This is a genomic window from Neorhizobium sp. JUb45, from assembly GCF_004343585.1.
Classification (GTDB): domain Bacteria; phylum Pseudomonadota; class Alphaproteobacteria; order Rhizobiales; family Rhizobiaceae; genus Neorhizobium.
Genome location: NZ_SLYW01000002.1, coordinates 698751 through 717946, shown reverse-complemented (window position 1 = coordinate 717946; position 19196 = coordinate 698751). Strand labels below are relative to the sequence as shown.

The window sequence follows — 19196 nt, the reverse complement described above, 5'->3', positions numbered from 1 at the left end:
CCATACCGGATACGGTATCTGGATATGCCGCCCCATAAAAATCGACGGGATGGGCGAAAAAACGACAAAGTCTCCCTTGCCCGGAAGTCGTTTTGCGAAAGATCATGTCTCGACTGATTTGAAAAAGAACAATTTTAACGGGCATTAAAAAAAAGGGGGACAGGTGATGGGAGACACCTATTCGTTCAACAACAAACCGCAATATGGCTATTTTACCTGGGACATCGCCCGGGACGAAATCTGGGGCGACGCCACGTTTGCCGCCAATATCGGCATTGACGCCGAGACGGTAAACAATGGTTTTTCGGTGTTGCGCTACATGGAACTGGTGCATCCGGACGACCGCGAGCAGGTGGCAACGGCGACCCGAACGGCAGTGCTGACAGGCAATCCCTATATGGTCATCAACCGGATCTGCCGCGGCGACGATATCGTCACCATCCGCAATCGAGGCACGTGTTTTCGCTACCGCGACGGCCTGCCGAGCATGGCAACCGGCATGCTGGAAGTGCTGGCTGTGGAAAGGCTTCGCCCACCCGCCGCAAACGAACAGCCTTGTGAGGACAATCGGCGGGCATCGGCAGGCGGTGGCAACAGGGTCTGGGTCGAGTTTCTCGAGCCACAGAACTGAAATTTCATTTTCCGGAGGACACCTTCCGGTATGCTTCATCCAGCGCAGCCCGTCGGGCATTCGGCGGCAGAACACCAATCTGCAGCCGCTGTCCGGCTGACAATGGCAGATGCTCCAGCAGCCAGCGCGCCAAGGCGTCGTCGTTATCAGAGGCGCGCAGTTTCAGCGCCTCGTAGGATGCGATGCCGCCAAGACGTTTTGCCAGCGGACCGCCCTCCTCCAGATCGGTGACGAGCTTTTCACGCAAAACTGCCTGTTCGATGGTGACGGGCGTATCGGCTGTCGGGTTCAGAGGCGCGATGCGAACCAGCGGCAAGGCATCTGCCGGCACCGGTTTCGGGCGACGGCGGAAAAAGCCGGTCGTGCCGAGCGGTCCGCGTTTGCCGTTTTTCACCTGCCCTTCGATGGCGACGATCTTGACCGCTTGCCCGACACGAAAACCGTATTCCTGCGGTTCGTCCGGGGCGCCGCCGTAACTGCGGCAATCGACGACAACCGCCGGTGCGCCGGGTACGAGTTCAGCGGCAGCGATATAGGGCTGATCGAAGACGTCTGCATCGCCATCCTCATCGGCAACGACCGCAGTTCCGATCGGCGCTTCACCCTTCGTTTCGAACGTCTGGCCGGTCCATGCGACATTTTTCGAGACGAAGGCGGGATAGAGAGGCTGGTAATCGACGGCAGCGGGTGTACGCCCGGTTCCTGAAGACAGCCTGTCGGTGGCCACGAAATCGGTCAGGCATTCGAGGTCCGGCGGGCGGCGGGCCGGTTCGATGACACGGCCATCGCGGGGCTGAAACTGCACGACATAGTTGGGCAGCTTGTCGAAATCCTCGTCATGGGCGCCCGGTTCCTTGTCCCATTCGATCGCCGTGACGGTGACGGCGTAATCGCCATTCTCGACCTCGATCCAGTAATCCTCGTTATCCGATGTCTTGGCCATCTGTTCGAGGCCGGGCAATGCGTCCGAATTGTCGAGAAAAACGCGGCCGTGTCGCACGGTGTAGGCAAAGGTCCAACTTGGGCCGGCATATTTTTGCTCGCGTTCGGTGACGGCGCCATTGGTCAGCCGAACGGCAAAACCGCCATCGCTACCGGTGCACCAGGCGACCAGACGGCCGGCGGCACTCTCAGCCGGATAGATGAAGGGTTCGCTATACCAGGCGATCGGCCACTCGGCGGCATGTGCCAGATCGTCGGGATGGAAAATGACGATATGCGCGACATCGGTCGGCATCATCAGTTTTTTGGAAAATTCGGTCATGTCGTCCGCTGCAAGTCATTGGTCCCGCGCAGGGAAATAGGCAGTGGCGGACGAATGGGAAGTCTGGCTGAACGGATTGGGGGATTATACCCACAGGGTGGCGGCCCGGACATGCCGGGCCGTTGGCGTTTGCATTCAATACCTTACAGCGCGTTCCTGCGAATAACCTCGCTCAGCCAGTGATACGACGCTTTCGGAATACGCTGCAATGTCGGGTAATCGACGTAAACGAGGCCAAAGCGTTTGGAAAAACCCCTGCCCCATTCGAAATTGTCCATCAGCGACCAGGCGAAATACCCTCTCACATCGTGGCCCTCTTCCAGCGCGTCGAGCAGGACGTTGAGGTAGCCTTCAAAGTAGGCGATGCGGTCCTTGTCGATGACCTTGCGGTCGGGGCCGAGAGCGTCGGGATAGGACGCACCGTTTTCGGTGATGTAGATCGTGGGCTTGTTGTAACGCTCGCTGGTGTCGCGGATCTGTTCGAGAAACGCCTGCGGATCGACCACCCAGTTGACATCGGTGAGCGGGCCCATGCCGGTTGGCGGGGCGGTTTCGGCGATGCCGAACGTGGTGTTCTTGTTGGGGCCGACAAAGACCGGATTGTAATGGTTGAGGCCAAAGAAATCCATTTTCTGGCTGATATCGGCCATGTCGTCGCCGAGGATCAGTGGCTCCATTTCCTTGGCGATCGGCTCCGGATAGGTGCCGAGCCAGAGCGGATCGACCAGGGCGCGGCGCCACAGGCAATCGCCGAGAATACGGGCTTCCTCATGGGCGGCATCGTCATAATGCGGGCGCACCGGGCCGAGCGAGACGATGTTGCCGACCTGCGCATCCGGCGCTTCAGCGCGCACGGCTTTCACCGAATAACCATGGGCAAGGTTGAGCGTGTGGATGGCCTTGAGGCTGTCCTCGTAGGACTGTTTTCCCGGCGCGTGGCGGCCGACATTATAGGCCACCCACGGAATGACGTTGGGTTCGTTGATCGGCGCGAAACGTTTGACGCGGTCGCCAAAATGGCGGGCGATGGTGGCGGCGTAATCGGCAAAAATCTTCGGTGTTTCGCGGGAGCGCCAGCCGCCCTTTTCCTCCACCGCCACCGGCATGTCCCAGTGATGCAGGCAGATCCACGGCTCGATGCCTTCATGCAGCAGAAGGTCGATGACGCGATCGTAAAAATCCAGCCCGCGCTGGTTCACCTGACCCGAGCCTTCCGGGAAGATGCGCGGCCATGCGGTCGACAGGCGGTAGGCGCCGACGCCCAGCCCGCTCATCAGGCCGATATCCTCCGGGTAACGATGGTAATGATCGCAGGCGATGTCGGCGGTTTCGCCATTGGTGGTGCGGCCGGGCGTGTGGGCATAAACGTCCCAGACGCTCTGGCCGCGGCCATCCTTGTTGACGGCGCCTTCGGTCTGGAAGGCAGAGGCGGCGACGCCCCAGAGAAAGTCCTTGGGAAATGAACGCGTCATGACGGATGCTCGTTATCGATGAATGAGATTTTGGGCATGCCCCGCGAGAGGCGCGGGACATGCGGGATGTCAGGAAGTGGCGGCGGGATCAGTTGGCCGTGCTGACATTCCAGAAGAACGGCCAGGGCGACGGCTGAAAGTCCTTCAGCGTCTTCTTTTTCGAGCCGAGCGCGTTGAAATCGCCGACCTTGTAGACCGGGGCTTCCTCGTAAAAGGTCTTCTGGATTTCAGCCCAGAGAACTTTACGCTTTTCCTGATCCGGCTCGGCGATGAAGGGTTCGACGGCAGCGGTCTTGGCAGGCGTTGCCCACCAGCCGGGATAGCTGTCGGACATCCAGCCGTTGAGGATCGGCTCCGGCGGGAACGGGCCGTGGGTGATAAAAATGTCCCACAGCTTTGGATCGGCGCGGCGGGTGGTGAGTGTCGCCCAGTCGAACACACCGAGTTCCACCTTGAAGCCGGCGGCCTTCAGATATTCAGCTGCGACCTGCGCCATCTTGTAATGGAATTCGTACTGGCGGCTCGTCAGGATGCGGATCGGCTTTTCGCCGTCATATCCGGCTTCCTTGGCCATGGAGGCTGCGGTTTCGGGATCACCATTGCCGTAACGCTCGATGCCCTCCTGCGTGTGCCAGACATACCCTTCCGGATAAAGCGCGCCATTGACGGCAAAAAATTCCGGATTGCCGAAGGCGGCAAGCAGCATGTCTTCCGGGTTGAGCGCCGCCTGTATGGCGTGGCGCATTTCCTTTGTCGCCAGCACGCCTTCCTTGGTGTTCATGACGAAAACCGGTGCACCATAGGGTTTCAGCACCACCGGTTCCGAAGCATCCGAGGCTTTCAGGCGGTCGAATGTTTCAGGCGCCAGCGAGTCGGCATAATCGAACTGGCCGGAGATCGCGCCTTCGAGTCGTGTATTGGCATCCGGCACCGGCACGAAACGGATTTCATCGAGGATCGCCTTGCGGGCGCCGCCAAAACCGTTGGCCACTTCCGAACGCGGCTGATAGCCATCGAAACGGGTGAGCTGCAGATACTGGTCGGCCTTGCGCTCCTTCAGGAGATACGGGCCAGTGCCGATGAACTTTGTCAGCGGGTCTTCGGCAAGGTTCGCCTTCGGCATGATGACGGCGGCCGAATTGTTGAAAGCGAGCAACGACAGCAGCGGCGCATAAGGCTTGCTCAGCACGATCTGCACGGCATCGTCACCCTTGGCGGTGATCGAGGTGAAGTATGGCGCAATCTGTTTGCCGCGCGAGGCGATCTTCACCCAGCGCTCGACCGAGGCGACCACATCTGCGGATGTCATGGTCGAACCGTCGTGGAACTTGATGCCCTTGCGAAGGGTGATGTCATAGGTCTTGCCGTCGGCGGACACGGTCGGCATCGCTTCGGCGAGAAGCGGCACGACATTCCATTCGGCATCGAAGGTGAACAGCGTTTCAAAGATGTGCTGCGTGGTCATGCCGACAACGTCGGCCGTGGAGGCCATCGGGTCGAGCGTCGGCGGCTCGCCGATCGTGGCGACATTAACGACGCCGGCTGCAAAACTCTGATTTGGGATGGCGGATAAGAGCAGGAAAGGCGCTGCGAACAAGGCGTGTCTGAGCATGGAGTTCCCTTTTTCGATAAACCACAATTATGGAATATGCATTCTTATTATGGATATAGTGTCGGGCATGATTTTGTTTGTCAAACGCGAATTGCGCTTTTCGCAATCATGGAAGGTACGGCGGCGGAGCGAGATAACGTCGGCTTGAACGCCGGGAAGCGGTCCGGATGTCGGGTACGGTTGCGTAGGAAGCCGCATCGAATTATGCCTAATATATCAAATGACACAGCGGCAGCACGGCTTCCGGGAGACATGCACGATGACGGCCACGAGAATTCTCGAACAGACGCCCGCCATGACGCTGCAGCGGGAAGCCGACCGGCTGGCGGCGCTGCAGGAACTCGACCTGCTCGACAGTCCGCGCGACGAAGGTTTTGACCGCATCGTGCGGCTGATCCAGCAGATCTTTGATGTCGAGATCGGCATCGTTTCGCTGATCGATGCGCACCGGCAATGGTACAAGGCCTGCGATGGCCTTTCCTTCGGTGAAATTCCCCGCGATGCCAGTTTCTGCCGGTATGTGGTGGCAGCCGAGGAAGCGATCATCGTGCCGGACGCGACGCTCGACGAACGGTTTGCCGACCACCCTGCCGTGACCGGTGATCTGCATGTGCGTTTTTACGCCGGCATCCCGATGAAGACAAAAGCCGGCCATGTGATCGGCACACTTTGCGCGGTCGGCAAACGCCCGCGGGCTTTTGGCATTCGCGAAACCGGCATCATGCAGGAACTGGCGGGCGTGGTGATGGAACGCATCGAGCTTCTGCAGACCGCTTCCACCGACAGCCTGACCGAGGCGCTGACACGCCGCGCTTTCAAGACCGAGGCCGATCAGATGGTGACGCTGGCGCAGCGCCACGCGCATGCGCTGTCCTGCATCGTGCTCGATATCGACCATTTCAAATCGATCAACGACACCTATGGCCATGCGGCAGGCGACATTGTGCTGAAGGCGGTCTCGGCCACCTGCAAACATACGCTGCGGGCTACCGACCTGTTCGGCCGGTTCGGCGGCGAGGAGTTTGTCGTCGTGCTGCCCTATGTGGATATGGACGGCGCCATGGCGACGGCGGAACGGCTGCGCAAGGCACTCGAAGGCCTGACGGTCGATATCGGCGACAAGACGATTTCGGTGACGGCGAGCTTTGGTGTCGCTTCGCGCTCGCTGACCGGCAAGGATATCGAAACCCTGCTAGCACAGGCGGATGCCGCCATGTACCGCGCCAAGCAGGAAGGCCGCAACCAGTGCCGCTCATGGAGCGCATTGCAGAAAGATGCCGTCACGGGGGGCGAACGCAAGCGCGTGCTGCGCACCGGCTTCATCCTGTTCGACGATCGCAGAAACCTCGTCAACTGCTCGGTGAAATCGCTGGGATCGGACAGCGCCGGGCTTGTTGTTTCTGATGCCAGCGACTTGCCGGAAGAGTTTCTGCTACAGATCCCGGCTGACGGCATCGAGACCACCTGCCGGGTGATTGCCCATGACGGGCATAATCTGGAAGTGGTGTTTCAATAGGATGCATGATTATGCACGCCCGTCACAAATCGTGAAACATCACGACAATTGACCCACAACATCATGCACGTTAATGCATGATTATGAACACTTCACTTTCCATCTCCCGTCGCGACATCATCGAAGCCAGGCTTGCGCAGGGGCAGGAAATCGTCGCCTCTGCCGTGGCGATCGAATTCGATATTTCCGAGGATGCGGTGCGTCGTGATCTGCGCGCACTGGCAGCCGAGGGCAAATGCCGGCGGGTTTATGGTGGCGCCTTGCCGCTCGTCACGCCATCACGGCCGATTGCCGAGCGGATCGGCAAGGCATCGGAACGCAAGACTGCATTGGCGCGTGTCGCGGCTGGTATGGTGGCGGCAGGAGAATTGCTGTTTCTCGATTGCGGCAGCACCAATCTCGCCATGGCTGCGCTTTTGCCGGGCGATCAGAAACTGACGGTCGCGACCAATTCCATCGATATCGCCTCAGCCATCATGGCGCGTGGCGATATTCCGCTGATTTTGATCGGCGGTCTGGTCGATCCCGTCATCGGCGGTAGTGTCGATGCTTCCGCGATATCAAAGCTGGACGAGCTGAACATCGACCGCTGTTTTGTTGGCGCCTGTGCGGTGTCCGCCGAAACGGGCATGAGTGTGCAGGAACATGCAGACGCGATCTTCAAGCGTAAACTGATGACACGCAGCGCCATCAATATCGTGCTAGCGACATCGGAAAAATTTCGCGAACGCGCGCCGCACCGTATCGGAGCTTCCCAAAACATCGACTGGCTGATCGTCGAGGACGATCTGGCCGCTGACACACGACACGCGCTGGCTGACGCCGGTTATGCGCTGCTGGCACCCGGCCAGAGCGCAGCCTGATCCTTCTTGCAGGAAAGAAAAACTCGATGAACGCACAGGGACATATCATGCCGACCGCTGACCGCCCCGCGACCCGGCTTGCCACCCGCCTCTCCTTTCTGGTTGCCGGTTTCGGCATTGCCTGCTGGGCACCGCTGGTGCCGTTCGCCAAGGCGCGGCTGGGCGTCGATGACGGCGTGCTGGGCATGCTGCTGCTCTGCCTCGGGCTCGGCTCTGTGCTTGCCATGCTGGCGACCGGCGTGCTTTCGGCCAAATACGGCGCAAAGCCGATCATTCTCGCCAGCGGTTTTGGCATCGCCCTGACGCTGCCCCTCCTGACGCTTGCCGGTACACCGTTGACGCTGGGCATCGCGCTTGCCCTTTTCGGTGCTTCGCTCGGCACGCTGGACGTGGCGATGAACATCCATGCAATCGAGGTGGAAAAGGATGCGCCCAAACCGCTGATGTCAGGTTTTCACGCACAATACAGCATTGGTGGTTTTGCCGGTGCGATGATCGTGACGCTGCTGTTTTCCGCCAATGTCGGACCGCTTCTCACCACGCTGGTCTGCTCGGGCATGATGCTGGTGGCAATGGCCTTCACCTGGCCGCGCCTGCTGGCGACGGTGCAGGCAGAGGACGGGCCACTGTTCGTTATGCCGCGCGGCATTGTCGTGCTGCTGGCAGCGCTTGCCGCCATCACCTTTCTGGTCGAAGGCGCGGTGCTGGACTGGAGCGCGCTGCTGCTGACCTCCGAAGGCCGGGTCGAGGCGAGCCAGGGTGGTCTTGGCTACATGCTGTTTGCCATCGCCATGACGGTTGGCCGCCTGTGCGGCGATGCGATCACCGCCAGACTGGGTGACCGGCCGACGCTGTTCTGGGGCGGCATCGTGGCGATTGCCGGTTTTGCCGTGCTGCTCGCCGCTCCCGGCACCGTGCTGGCGATGAGCGGTTTTCTGCTGATCGGCCTTGGTGCATCGAATATCGTGCCCGTCCTGTTTCGCCGTGCCGGATCGCAGACGGTGATGCCATCAGGCCTTGCCGTCGCAGCGATTACCACGACCGGTTATGCCGGCGTGCTGGTCGGCCCGGCCGGCGTCGGTTTTGTCGCCAAACACACCGGCCTGCCGATCTCCTTCTGGCTGCTGGCAGGCCTTCTCCTCCTCGTGCCGCTCTGTGCCGGCATCGTGACCCGGAAGGCCAGCTGATGCGGATCGCCCATACGGCACTGTGGACGCGTGACATCGAAACGGCTGCCGATTTCTGGCGGCGTTATTTTGGCGCGACAATCGGCGAGGAATATCACAGCAAAAACCGACCGGGTTTTGTCTCGCGGTTCGTGACGCTGCCGGAGGGTGGCGGCCAGATCGAACTGATGACCGGGCCTTGGCTACCGGCCGACACCCATGCCGAGCGGATCGGTTGGGACCATATCGCCATCTCGCTCGGGTGCGGCGAGGCCGTGGACGCGTTGGCGGAAAAATGCCGGGCGGATGGCTGCCTGAAATCCGGCCCGCGCTGGACCGGCGACGGATTTTACGAAGCGGTGATCCTGATGCCGGACGGCACGCCTGTGGAGATTACGGCTTAAGAGAAAACTTCAGGAATCGAGGCGAAGCGTCTACATTCATTGTAATTTCGAAAACAATGGTGCTGCCGATTGGCGAGGCTTCAATCCGCAAGCACCGCTTTCGGCAACAGCGTAAAAAGCCTTGAGTAGCGGATGGTGAATGGCTCCCGCCTATTCAGCACCTTGCAACTCATTCAGCCGCGCGCTGATCTCGCACATCAGGCCAGTGCTGTTGTAGGCAAGGACCACGTCACCGGATCCGGTCAGGCCGGCGCTGATCAGTCGCGATCCAAAGCCGTTGCGCTCGGGTTTGACGACCACCGGCCCCTTTGTTTCCCGCCAGGTCATGCGCAGGGTTTCGTCGGAGCCTTTGCCCTCGACGCGCCATGTGAGGTCGACGCCGCCACCGCCGACAGACAGGGAGCCATGTTTGAGCGCATTGGTGGTCAGTTCGTGCAGAAGCAGCGCAACGTTCAGGGATGCTTTCGAGCCTATCCCGACATCCGGGCCATCGAGACGGATGCGCCCTGCCACGCCCGCGCCATTGACCGCTGCCGCCGCAACATCTCCGAGCAGCGCCGCCTTCCAGCTCGATTGCAGCAGGATGTCATGTGCAGAGCTGAGTGCCATCAAACGCTGTTGCAGCGTCTGAACCCGTCCAAGATCGCTCGATCCCCTCAAGGTGTGGGAGGCAATGGCCGTCACCATGGCGAACAGGTTCTTGACGCGATGACCGAGTTCTGCGGCCAGAAGCGTCTGCAGTTCCTGCGTCTCACGCAGCGCTGCGACACTCGCCTCAAGCTCCTTCTCGCGTTCGCGCAACGCCTCTTCGGCAATGGTGCGCTCCAGCAGGTCGGCGGCCTGGCGGGCAAGGATGTCCAGCAGGCGCAGGTCGCGGTCTGACGGCTGATGCGGCTCGCTCCAGTGGGTCGAGATCATGCCCAGCAGGGTTCCATCGCGCGACAGGAGCGGCGTCGTCTGGGCCGAGCGGATGCCGGCCCTGCGGAAGGCCAGCAAATCGGGCGTGCCGGCAATCTCTGTCCATGCTTCGAAATCGGCGATGATCGCACGGCGGCCGAATTTCAGCGCTTGCGTGCAACTGCTCAGGGCAGTCGGCAAGACCCACTGCCAGACCGCCTTGTCCTGCGGGGCCAGACCGCGCGACACCAGAAGGTGGAGACCATTTCCCGAACCGTCATCGGACTTGCGCAGAAGCTGCATCGTGCCGAACTGCGACCGGGTGATCGATATGGCGGCATCGACGATCTTGCCATAAAGCGCAGCGAGGTCCTGCTCTCCGATCAGATCCATGCTGATGGCGTGCAACAGCTCTATATCCGAGGCTTCATCCGTCGGCTTGCCGGCCTGCTGACCGCTGGAGACGATGCGAAGATTGGTCATTGAAGAGCCCCCGCTTATTGCTTGAGCCGCATAATCGACAATCGTCGCGATGGGTTCAAGATCACAAATGACCGGCCCTAACGCGCATGTCGCAAAACAGTTCCCGCGAAAATATCATTGGCGGAATTTCACGTGCCTCTAACGGGATTGGAGACGCAAAAGGCCCCGGCCGAAAAGATCGACCGGGACCTGTTTCTGATCGAACAAGGGGGATTATCGATCAGAATTCCGTCCAGTTGGACTGTGCTGCGGCCGCACCGCCGCCACCGAAGGCGCTGGCGACCTTGCGGCCCAGAGCCTTGACAGGCGAGACGACCGGCTGGCTTTGCGCTGTTGCCACTTTCAACTCGGGCCCGGCTGCGCCGTTGCCGAGATTGAACTGGCGGATCAGGCCGTTCAGGGCATCAGCTTCACGCGCAAGGCCATGGCTGGCGGCGGTGGATTCTTCCACCATGGCGGCGTTCTGCTGGGTGCCCTGATCGATGCTGTTGACGGCCTTGTTGATCTCCTGGATGCCGACCGACTGTTCGCGGGCCGCCTCGACGATGGCCGTGACGTTCTGGTTGATCTGGTTGACCTCGCCGACCATGGTTTCCAGCGACTTGCCGGTTTCGCCGACCAGTTCGACGCCGTTCTGCACATGCTCGTTGGAGGTGGTGATCAGCGCCTTGATTTCCTTGGCGGCCGTGGCGGAGCGCTGGGCAAGTTCGCGGACTTCCTGAGCGACGACCGCAAAACCCTTGCCGGCTTCCCCTGCCCGCGCCGCTTCCACACCGGCATTCAGCGCCAGAAGATTGGTCTGGAAGGCGATCTCGTCGATAACGCCGATGATGTTGGAGATTTCTCCGGACGAATGCTCGATCTGCTGCATGGCGATGACCGCATCGCGAACGATCTGGCCAGCCTTTTCGGCACCGATCCGGGTGCGGGAGACCAGCGTGCCGGCTTCTTCGGCGCGGATGGTGGAGTCCTTCATCGTCGTGGCGATCTCTTCAAGCGCTGCGGCGGTTTCCTCGACGGAAGCGGCCTGCTGTTCGGTGCGTTTGGCAAGGTCGTCAGCGGCAGAGCGGATCTCGTTGGCACCACCTTCGATAGCGTGGGCGTTCGACTTCACGGTCTGCAAGGCCTGCTGCAGCTTGGTCAGCGATTCGTTGAAGTTGAGACGCAGGCCATCGAGATGGGACACGAAAGGTCTTGAGATTCGATAGGCGACATCGCCGTCCGACAGACGCTTGAGACCTTCTGCCAACGCATCGACGGCGTGCTGGATATCACCGGCGTCACGCGCCTTTTGGGCGTCGCGTTCCTGCCGCTCGGTCTCGCTCATGTTGCGTTCCGCCTCGGCGGCGCGTTCGATGCCGACCTTGGCGATCGCGTTTTCCTTGAACACTTCGACGGCGTCCGCCATGTGGCCGATCTCGTCGGCCCGGCCGCGGCCGGGAACATCGACGGACGTGTCATTGCCGGCAAGACGGCGCATGGTTTCGGTCAACAGGGCGATGGGATTGGCGATGGAGCGGGCGACGAACCACATGCCGCCGATACCGGCTGCGGCGATCAACAGCGCCACCAGCATCTGCAGCTGCATGTCATTGCCGTTGCGGGCCGACAGGCTGCCGTCGAGCGCGATGCCTTCCGACATGGCGACATTGCGCGGCACATCGACCACGACCGACCATGGCGTGGTGGTGCGGCCGATGGTGATGGGGGCGAAGGCGGTAAAACTATCGGCATCCAGCGTGACTTCGCTTCTGGCTCCACGAATGATCGACAGCGCCGCATCACGGCTGGCATCACCCTGGGCATATTGGCGACCGATGGTTTCCGGGCTGGAGCTGGAAGCGACGATCAGGCCCTTGTAGCTGACGATCTCGACATTGGCCTTGCCGCCATAGATCGACGATTTCACCTGTTCGGCCAGTTTCTGCACGAAGGTCAGATCGAAATCAGCGCCGGCCACGCCCTTGAACTTTCCGTCGATGGTGATCGGCACCGACATGGTGGCCAGAAACACCTGCTTGCCCTGCACGACATAGGGAAGCGGATCGAGAATGCTTTCGCCGTTGCCCGACTGCGGGCCGATATACCAGCCGCCCTTCATGACACCGTTGGGGTGCAGATCGTGGCTGTCGAACTCGACCAGTTGCTGCAGGGCGATCTTGCCCGCGGCATCACGCGTCCAGTACGGCAGAAAACGGCCATTGGCATCGGAGGCGAACTGCTTGTTGTTGCGGAATTCGGCATCGCGGCCATCGAGGCCGTTCGGCTCCCAGGCGCTGTAGGTGCCGTTAAAGCGCGGATTGCCCTCCAGCACGTTGAGCAGCATGTCGTTCAGCTGCGCGCGGCGGTATTCGACCGGGGTCGCGGTTGGCCCCGAAGAGGCGGCGACTTCGAAAGCGCGGGCAAGGTTGCGGGCGGAATCCATGGCGCTATCAAGCGACGAACGGATCGTGCCGGCCTGCGTCGAGGCCAGCGTCGCCAGGCTTTCCTTGGTGTTCTGCACCAGAAGATCGTTGACCTTCTCGCCGACAAATACTTGCGTATTGCTGGCAGAAACCATGCTGTAGCCGACCAGTGAGCCGGTGGCAGCGATGACGCAGAAGCCCGAAAGCAGTGCGATTTTCATCTGTATGGAACGGAATTGCATGTGTTCCTCTTGGGATCTGGATGTCAGTCGATAGCGGCTGGCGTGGTTGGCGATGTCGAAATTTTTGGTGTCAGATGCCCTGCCCCAACCGCGTCATGCGGTTGTGGCTGCGGCGAACCCGGCCTCGAGGGCGGTCGGTGGAAACGATGCTTGGGAGGATCGTAAGAGGAGAAAGATCGGCGCGACGTGCTTCGCGCCGATCTTCCCGCGTCGGAGCGCGCCGTTACTGCAGCGTCTTAGGGGTCAGTGCAGTCAAAACGCGCTCCATTGATTCAGATCTATGAACCGCCAGCGCCCTTCATGAGGCCAGGTTCTTTACAGTCACATTTCATCCGCGACGCCCAAGAGCTAGAATTAAATGCTGAATAGAATATTAATCAAAAAATCATCGAAATGACAATCAATCGTATTTAATGTAAAAATGAAATTACTACTCGAATTATACTTTCTCAATCATCGATACGCATCACACTCACAGAACACCTACTCAGAGACGAAAATCGAAAACGGTGTGTCGCAGGTTTGAGACACTCTTACACGCAGGCTGAGCGGAACCTGATCACGGTACAATCGGCATGTCGCGCATCTACGCGCGCATCAGGGCGCGCAACGCGAATAAAAAAAATTGCGATTTGAAAAATAAATATGACAGTCACAGCACTGCTGACCGCCTCAGCGTGCCTGAGGCACATCGAGAGACCATCTTTCGTCATTTGAAACGCGATTCGTCGTCTGCCGCAGCGGTCAGAAATCGACGATCTTGCCGCCTTCCAGCGTCACGCGCCGGTCCATGCGGGCCGCGAGATCATGGTTATGGGTGGCGATCATGGCGGCAAGGCCAGACTGGCGCACCAGCGCCTGCAACGCATCGAACACGTAGGATGCGGTTTCCGGATCGAGATTGCCGGTCGGCTCGTCGGCCAGAAGCAGAAGCGGTGCGTTGGCGACGGCGCGGGCGATTGCCACGCGCTGCTGCTCGCCGCCCGACAGTTCGGCCGGGCGGTGTTCGGCGCGGTGGCCGATGCGCATGTAGTCAAGCAGCGCTGCGGCGCGTTCCTTGGCTTCCTTGTGCGGAAGGCCGGCGATCAGCTGCGGCATCATGATGTTTTCGAGCGCGGTGAATTCCGGCAGGAGATGGTGGAACTGGTAGACGAAACCGATATCGCCACGGCGGATGGCCGTGCGGCGATCGTCGGACAGGCCACCGCAGGCCTCGCCATCGATATGGATCTCACCCTCATCCGGGTGCTCGAGCAGGCCGGCAAGATGCAGAAGCGTCGATTTTCCGGTGCCCGAGGGGGCGACGAGCGCGACGATTTCGCCTGACTTCAGCGAAAAATCGGCGCCCTTGAGGATGGACAGCACGGTATCGCCCTGGCCGTAATGCCGGCCGACACCCGTGAGCTTCAGAATGGTTTTGGTTGCCATGGAGGTGTGCGTTCCTATTCGTAGCGCAGCGCCTGCACGGGATCGAGCCTTGAGGCCCGCCATGCCGGGAATATGGTTGCGATGAAGGACAGCGTCAGCGCCATGATGACCACGGTCGAGGTTTCACTGAATGTCATTTCGGCGGGCAGTTCGCTGAGGAAATAAAGTTCCGGATTGAACAGCACCGTGCCGGAGAGCCACGAGAAGAAGCTGCGGATCGATTCGATATTGAGACAGACGACAACGCCGAGAAGAACACCGGCCGCCGTGCCGACGAAACCGATGGCAGCACCGGTCATGAAGAAGATGCGCATGATGGCACCGGAACTGGCGCCCATGGTGCGCAGGATGGCGATGTCCGATCCCTTGTCCTTCACCAGCATGATCAGGCCGGAGATGATGTTGAGCGCGGCGACGAGCACGATCAGCGTCAGGATCATGAACATCACGTTGCGCTCCACCTGCAGGGCGGAGAAGAAAGTCTGGTTGCGCTGGCGCCAGTCGGTGAGAAAGATCTGGCGATCGCCGGCGGCCATTTCGATCAGTGGCCGCATGCCATCCACCGCATCCGGGTGTTCGATGAACAGCTCGATCGACTGGACGATGCCATCGGCATTAAAATAGGCCTGCGCTTCTTCAAGCGGCATGTAGACGATCGAGGCATCGTATTCCGACATGCCGATCTCGAACGTGCCGGAAATCGGATAGGATTTTACGCGCGGGCTGACGCCCATCGGTGTGACGTCGCCTTCCGGCGCGACAAGCGTGATGCGATCGCCGGCAGACAGACCGAGCGAGGACGCGAGGCGCGAACCGATCAGGACGCCATCGCCCGAGGCAAAACCGACCATATCGCCTGACTTGATGTTGCCGGAGACTTCCTTCAGCTTTTCAAGGTCTTCGGCGCGCACGCCGCGCACCAGAGCCCCGGAACCGCCGCCGGTATTGCCCTGCGCCAGCGTCTGGCCTTCGACCAGCGGCAGCGCCATGGTGACGCCGGGGACGGCTGCAAATTTGGTGGTTAGATCGGCATAATCATTGAGCGGGCGATCGACCGGCTGCACGATGATATGGCCATTGATGCCGAGGATGCGCGAGATCAGTTCGGTACGAAAGCCGTTCATGACGGCCATGACGATGATCAGCGTGGCAACGCCCAGCATGATGCCAACGAAGGAAAAACCGGCGATGACGGAGATGAAGGCTTCCTTGCGCCGCGAGCGCAGGTAACGCCAGGCGACCATGCGCTCGAACCCGGAGAACGGACCGGCCGAGGGTGCTCCCTGCCGCGTGCCATCACCTTCGCTCACGACCTTCGCCATGTGTTCTCCTCGGTCACCGCGCATGGGCGGTCAGTTTTGTCTGGCGTTCGGGCGACCTCACGAGAGATCGCCCGAACGGTATTCAGTGTCAGGCCTTGGCGGTCAGGCGGTTCAGCGCCGCTTCCACCGTCATGGTTTCGCGCGCACCCGTCTTACGGTCCTTGACCTCGACTTCGCCGGTCGCGGCAGAACGCGGACCAACAATCAGCTGCACCGGCACGCCAATCAGATCGGCGGTGGCGAACTTGGTGCCGGCGCGATCATCGGTGTCGTCGTAGAGCACGTCCGAACCGGCATTTGTGAGGCCGGTATAGAGGCTGTCGCAGACGCGGTCACACGCTTCGTCGCCGGCCTTCATGGTGATGACCATGGCATCGAACGGCGCGACCGAAGCCGGCCAGATGATTCCGTTCTCGTCATGCGAGGCTTCGATGATGGCGGGAACAAGGCGTGTCGGGCCGATGCCGTAGGATCCCATGTGGACAAGGTGTTCCTTGCCGTCCGGTCCCTGCACCTTGGCGCCCATCGGCTCGGAATATTTGGTGCCGAAATAGAAGATGTGGCCGACTTCGATACCGCGCGCCGAGAGACGATCGCCTTCCGGAACGGCGGCGAAAGCGGCTTCGTCGTGCATTTCCGAGGTGGCTGCGTAAACCGAGGTCCACTTGTCGAAGATCGCCTGCATGCCGGCAACATCGTCGAAATCGATATCGGCGGCCGGGATGTCGAAATTGGTGAAAGCGCGGTGCGAGAACACTTCAGATTCGCCGGTTTCGGCCAGGATGATGAATTCGTGGCTGTGATTGCCGCCGATCGGGCCGGTATCGGCGCGCATCGGAATGGCGCGCAGGCCGAGGCGATCAAACGTGCGCAGATAGGCCGCGAACATCTTGTTGTAGGAATGGATCGCGCCTTCCTTGGTGAGGTCGAAGGAATAGGCATCCTTCATCAGGAATTCGCGCGAACGCATGGTGCCGAAACGCGGACGCATCTCGTCACGGAATTTCAGCTGGATATGGTAGAGGTTGAGCGGCAGGTTCTTGTAGGACTTCACCGACGAACGGAAGATATCGGTGACCATTTCCTCGTTGGTCGGGCCATACAGCATCGCGCGGTCCTGACGGTCCGTGATGCGCAGCATCTCCTTGCCGTAGTCCTCGTAACGACCGCTTTCCTGCCATAGTTCGGACGACTGCAGGGTCGGCATCAGAAGCTCGATGGCGCCGGCGCGGTTCTGCTCTTCACGGACGATCTTGTTGACCTTGTCCATGACGCGCTTGCCGAGCGGCAGCCAGGAATAGATGCCCTGGCTCTGCTGGCGAACCATGCCCGACCGCAGCATCAGGCGGTGGGAGACGATTTCCGCTTCCTTGGGATTTTCCTTCAGAATGGGCAAAAAATAGCGGGACAGACGCATCGCGGTTTCCGATTTACGGGCCGGCTCCTCAAATGGAATCGACCGTTAGTGGCTGATATTGCGTGCGTTCATACCCGGTTCGGCCGCACATGAAAACCCGGTTGGGAGCCGGGTTGAAAACATGTGAGCGAATGCCCAAACCATCAACTTTTGCAACAATTGATACGTGCATCATTTCGAAGCAGCACCGCCAGAGGTAGGCAAAACGTGGTTTTTTGAGGGACAAGGGGTGCGACATTTTTGTTCACAGGATTTTTTTACCCGTGTGTAGCAAAAATGCAAAAAATTGGGGTGACAAGATGTCTCACGTGAGCTAGTTTCAGCTCACAAAACGGGCAAGGAGATTAAATTCTTGCCTATTTCGCGGTCAAAGTCTTGGGAGGATTTAGATCTTAGGCGCGCTTCGTTCGCAGCCCCGGCAACGGAAAGATCACGCGAAACTCAGAAAACAAGGCTTCATCGCCTTGTTTTTTTTTGCCTTTTAATCAGCATACGCATCTCCGACTGACCGGCTTATGCCTGCAAAAGGTTACGGGAAGATGACAGTTGGCAGCCGGAACTTTCTCCTTATCCGCGCGCCGCCCACTCCCGCGCCAGAACCGCATAGATATATTCGTCGCCCCATTCGCCCTTGAAGCGATCGTTTTCGACGAGATGCGCCTCACGACGCAGGCCGAGGCGCTCAACGATGCCGACCGAGCTTGAGTTGCGGCTATCGAGACGGGCAAAAATGCGGTGAAATCCAAAAATTTCGAAGCCTGCGGAGATCATGGCCGACACGGCTTCAGTGGCGTAACCCTTGCCGGCGTAATCGGGATGGAAAACGTAACCGACCTCGGCCTGAAGTGCGGCCTTGCTGGCGAGCTTCAGCATGACATCGCCAATCAAGGCGCCATCTTCCGCCCGGGTGACGGCAAGGCGAAAATCGTCGCCGTCGTTTTCGAATGGAGCATCCAGCAGTCTTGCGAACTTTTCCTCCAGCGCACTGCCGACTGACGGCGTGGCATAGAGATAGCGATAGACATCCTCGCGGCTACGATAGGCAGCGTAGGAGGCAAAATCATCGGGTGAAAATTTGCGAAGGATGAGACGTTGCGTGGTGATGGATGCAGGCAGGGTCAGGGCGTTCATTGTCATTCCGTATGCGTTTTGGTGCCACCCCAAGTTCATCCGAAATCCGGCAAAATCACCGGCAGCGAGCTAACGCTGATGCCGAAAAAATGGGAGACCACCATCCAGCCGCCGTGGATGATTGCGGCTATCAGGGTGGTAAGGACAACGACACGCAGGCCACGGAATTTCGCCGGGGCGCTGGCCACCGTGCCGAGCACCACTTCGCCCTCTTCCTGCTGGCTGCGCATGCCGATCGGCAGCACGATAAACAGGGTCAGCCACCAGATGACGAAATAGACCGCGAATGTGGACAGCAAGGGCATGCGTCATTCCTTGTGCGTTCAGCCATCTCAATGATGGCTGCCTCGACAGACTATACCGGCAATGGCGGCAAGCTCAATTGCAGCAATGTGTGAGAGGTGTGGCAGCATGATTCCGGCAAAGCAGCCAACCAGCTGATTTTATGGCACTATACCTGTTCCAGTTCGGTGAGCGTGCCGGAAAAATCCTTCGGGTGCAGGAAAAGAACCGGCTTGCCATGCGCACCGATTTTCGGTGCACCATCGCCGAGCACGCGCAGGCCAAGTGCCTCCGCCGTGTCGCGGGCGGCAAGGATATCGGGCACCTCGTAACAGATATGGTGCATGCCGCCCGCCGGGTTCTTTGCGAGGAAAGCCGTGATAGGTGAATTTTCGCCGAGTGGTTCGAGCAGTTCGACCTTGGTGTTTTCGAGGTCCACGAACACGACCGTCACGCCGTGTTCCGGCAGAGGCTGCGGATCGGAAACGGTGGCGCCGAGATTTTTGTAAGGCATCGCGGCGGCCGTCAGATTGGGCACGGCGATGGCGATGTGATTGATACGGCCGAGCATTCGACACCTCCCGAGCAGAGACTTACCCCTCACTTGCGATTTCCAACACTTAGCCTTCGGCTAAAATGTTGAAATCGTTTTCTCTCCCAC

At 59.9% G+C, this 19196-nt stretch carries 16 protein-coding genes; 5 read left to right on the top strand and 11 right to left on the bottom strand.

The genetic code is table 11. The features are described 5' to 3' along the window. Positions 1–166: 166 nt before the first annotated feature. Positions 167–631, top strand: a complete 465-nt coding sequence (locus tag EDF70_RS10250; protein WP_132273229.1) for a PAS domain-containing protein — start codon at positions 167–169, stop codon at positions 629–631. 4 nt (positions 632–635) lie between these two features. On the opposite strand, the gene EDF70_RS10245 is transcribed toward EDF70_RS10250, so the two are convergent. The 3 genes from EDF70_RS10245 to EDF70_RS10235 all read right to left on the bottom strand — a co-directional run bounded on the left by EDF70_RS10245 (position 636) and on the right by EDF70_RS10235 (position 4979). Further along, positions 636–1895, bottom strand: a complete 1260-nt coding sequence (locus EDF70_RS10245) for a hypothetical protein (RefSeq protein WP_132273228.1) — start codon at positions 1893–1895, stop codon at positions 636–638. A 143-nt stretch (positions 1896–2038) separates the two neighbouring features. Beyond that, positions 2039–3367, bottom strand: coding sequence for a GH1 family beta-glucosidase (locus tag EDF70_RS10240; RefSeq protein WP_132273227.1), 1329 nt, complete (start codon positions 3365–3367; stop codon positions 2039–2041). A gap of 88 nt (positions 3368–3455) precedes the next feature. Then, entirely contained in the window at positions 3456–4979 is a 1524-nt protein-coding gene (locus tag EDF70_RS10235) for an ABC transporter substrate-binding protein (RefSeq protein ID WP_132273226.1), read from the bottom strand. 259 nt (positions 4980–5238) lie between these two features. On the opposite strand from EDF70_RS10235, the gene EDF70_RS10230 reads away from it, so the two are divergent. The 4 genes from EDF70_RS10230 to EDF70_RS10215 all read left to right on the top strand — a co-directional run bounded on the left by EDF70_RS10230 (position 5239) and on the right by EDF70_RS10215 (position 8928). Next, on the top strand, positions 5239–6495 hold the full coding sequence (locus tag EDF70_RS10230; protein WP_132273225.1) for a sensor domain-containing diguanylate cyclase: 1257 nt from the start codon (positions 5239–5241) through the stop codon (positions 6493–6495). Between the two features lie 83 nt (positions 6496–6578). Then, positions 6579–7358 carry a DeoR/GlpR family DNA-binding transcription regulator gene (locus EDF70_RS10225; RefSeq protein WP_132273224.1) on the top strand — a complete coding sequence of 260 codons (780 nt, stop codon included), beginning with the start codon at positions 6579–6581 and terminating at the stop codon, positions 7356–7358. A gap of 26 nt (positions 7359–7384) precedes the next feature. Then, the gene (locus EDF70_RS10220) at positions 7385–8545 is read left to right on the top strand and encodes an MFS transporter (protein ID WP_348639717.1); all 1161 of its coding nucleotides are present in this window, start codon (positions 7385–7387) and stop codon (positions 8543–8545) included. Beyond that, on the top strand, positions 8545–8928 hold the full coding sequence (locus EDF70_RS10215; RefSeq protein ID WP_132273223.1) for a VOC family protein: 384 nt from the start codon (positions 8545–8547) through the stop codon (positions 8926–8928). Before EDF70_RS10220 ends, EDF70_RS10215 begins: the two co-directional genes overlap by 1 nt. A 150-nt stretch (positions 8929–9078) precedes the next feature. Here EDF70_RS10215 and EDF70_RS10210 read toward each other — a convergent pair whose 3' ends face one another. The 8 genes from EDF70_RS10210 to mce form a co-directional block, all read right to left on the bottom strand. Continuing rightward, positions 9079–10308: an HWE histidine kinase domain-containing protein gene (locus EDF70_RS10210; RefSeq protein ID WP_132273222.1), complete on the bottom strand. Its 1230-nt coding sequence runs from the start codon at positions 10306–10308 to the stop codon at positions 9079–9081. Positions 10309–10528: 220 nt separating this feature from the next. Further along, positions 10529–12955, bottom strand: a complete 2427-nt coding sequence (locus EDF70_RS10205) for a methyl-accepting chemotaxis protein (RefSeq protein WP_132273221.1) — start codon at positions 12953–12955, stop codon at positions 10529–10531. Between the two features lie 744 nt (positions 12956–13699). Further along, positions 13700–14383 (bottom strand): ABC transporter ATP-binding protein, encoded by a 684-nt coding sequence (locus tag EDF70_RS10200; protein ID WP_132273220.1) that lies wholly within the window; start codon positions 14381–14383, stop codon positions 13700–13702. Positions 14384–14397: 14 nt separating this feature from the next. Next, positions 14398–15705, bottom strand: coding sequence for a lipoprotein-releasing ABC transporter permease subunit (locus tag EDF70_RS10195; RefSeq protein WP_132273219.1), 1308 nt, complete (start codon positions 15703–15705; stop codon positions 14398–14400). Positions 15706–15793: 88 nt separating this feature from the next. Then, entirely contained in the window at positions 15794–17122 is a 1329-nt protein-coding gene (gene proS, locus EDF70_RS10190) for a proline--tRNA ligase (protein WP_132273218.1), read from the bottom strand. Between the two features lie 567 nt (positions 17123–17689). Beyond that, on the bottom strand, positions 17690–18253 hold the full coding sequence (locus tag EDF70_RS10185) for a GNAT family protein (protein WP_132273217.1): 564 nt from the start codon (positions 18251–18253) through the stop codon (positions 17690–17692). A 35-nt stretch (positions 18254–18288) separates the two neighbouring features. Then, entirely contained in the window at positions 18289–18558 is a 270-nt protein-coding gene (locus EDF70_RS10180) for a DUF1467 family protein (protein WP_132273216.1), read from the bottom strand. A gap of 146 nt (positions 18559–18704) precedes the next feature. Further along, positions 18705–19106, bottom strand: coding sequence for a methylmalonyl-CoA epimerase (mce, locus tag EDF70_RS10175; RefSeq protein WP_132273215.1), 402 nt, complete (start codon positions 19104–19106; stop codon positions 18705–18707). Between the last annotated feature and the right edge of the window lie 90 nt (positions 19107–19196).

Bases quoted from the DNA above. Each gene is read 5' to 3' on its own strand.
- EDF70_RS10250 (WP_132273229.1), top strand. From the start codon at position 167: ATGGGAGACACCTATTCGTTCAACAACAAACCGCAATATGGCTATTTT.
- EDF70_RS10180 (WP_132273216.1), bottom strand. From the start codon at position 18,558: ATGCCCTTGCTGTCCACATTCGCGGTCTATTTCGTCATCTGGTGGCTG.
- EDF70_RS10185 (WP_132273217.1), bottom strand. From the start codon at position 18,253: ATGAACGCCCTGACCCTGCCTGCATCCATCACCACGCAACGTCTCATC.
- EDF70_RS10210 (WP_132273222.1), bottom strand. From the start codon at position 10,308: ATGACCAATCTTCGCATCGTCTCCAGCGGTCAGCAGGCCGGCAAGCCG.
- EDF70_RS10245 (WP_132273228.1), bottom strand. From the start codon at position 1,895: ATGACCGAATTTTCCAAAAAACTGATGATGCCGACCGATGTCGCGCAT.
- EDF70_RS10205 (WP_132273221.1), bottom strand. From the start codon at position 12,955: ATGCAATTCCGTTCCATACAGATGAAAATCGCACTGCTTTCGGGCTTC.
- EDF70_RS10230 (WP_132273225.1), top strand. From the start codon at position 5,239: ATGACGGCCACGAGAATTCTCGAACAGACGCCCGCCATGACGCTGCAG.
- EDF70_RS10240 (WP_132273227.1), bottom strand. From the start codon at position 3,367: ATGACGCGTTCATTTCCCAAGGACTTTCTCTGGGGCGTCGCCGCCTCT.
- EDF70_RS10235 (WP_132273226.1), bottom strand. From the start codon at position 4,979: ATGCTCAGACACGCCTTGTTCGCAGCGCCTTTCCTGCTCTTATCCGCC.
- EDF70_RS10200 (WP_132273220.1), bottom strand. From the start codon at position 14,383: ATGGCAACCAAAACCATTCTGAAGCTCACGGGTGTCGGCCGGCATTAC.
- EDF70_RS10195 (WP_132273219.1), bottom strand. From the start codon at position 15,705: ATGGCGAAGGTCGTGAGCGAAGGTGATGGCACGCGGCAGGGAGCACCC.
- EDF70_RS10215 (WP_132273223.1), top strand. From the start codon at position 8,545: ATGCGGATCGCCCATACGGCACTGTGGACGCGTGACATCGAAACGGCT.
- proS (WP_132273218.1), bottom strand. From the start codon at position 17,122: ATGCGTCTGTCCCGCTATTTTTTGCCCATTCTGAAGGAAAATCCCAAG.
- EDF70_RS10220 (WP_348639717.1), top strand. From the start codon at position 7,385: ATGAACGCACAGGGACATATCATGCCGACCGCTGACCGCCCCGCGACC.
- EDF70_RS10225 (WP_132273224.1), top strand. From the start codon at position 6,579: ATGAACACTTCACTTTCCATCTCCCGTCGCGACATCATCGAAGCCAGG.
- mce (WP_132273215.1), bottom strand. From the start codon at position 19,106: ATGCTCGGCCGTATCAATCACATCGCCATCGCCGTGCCCAATCTGACG.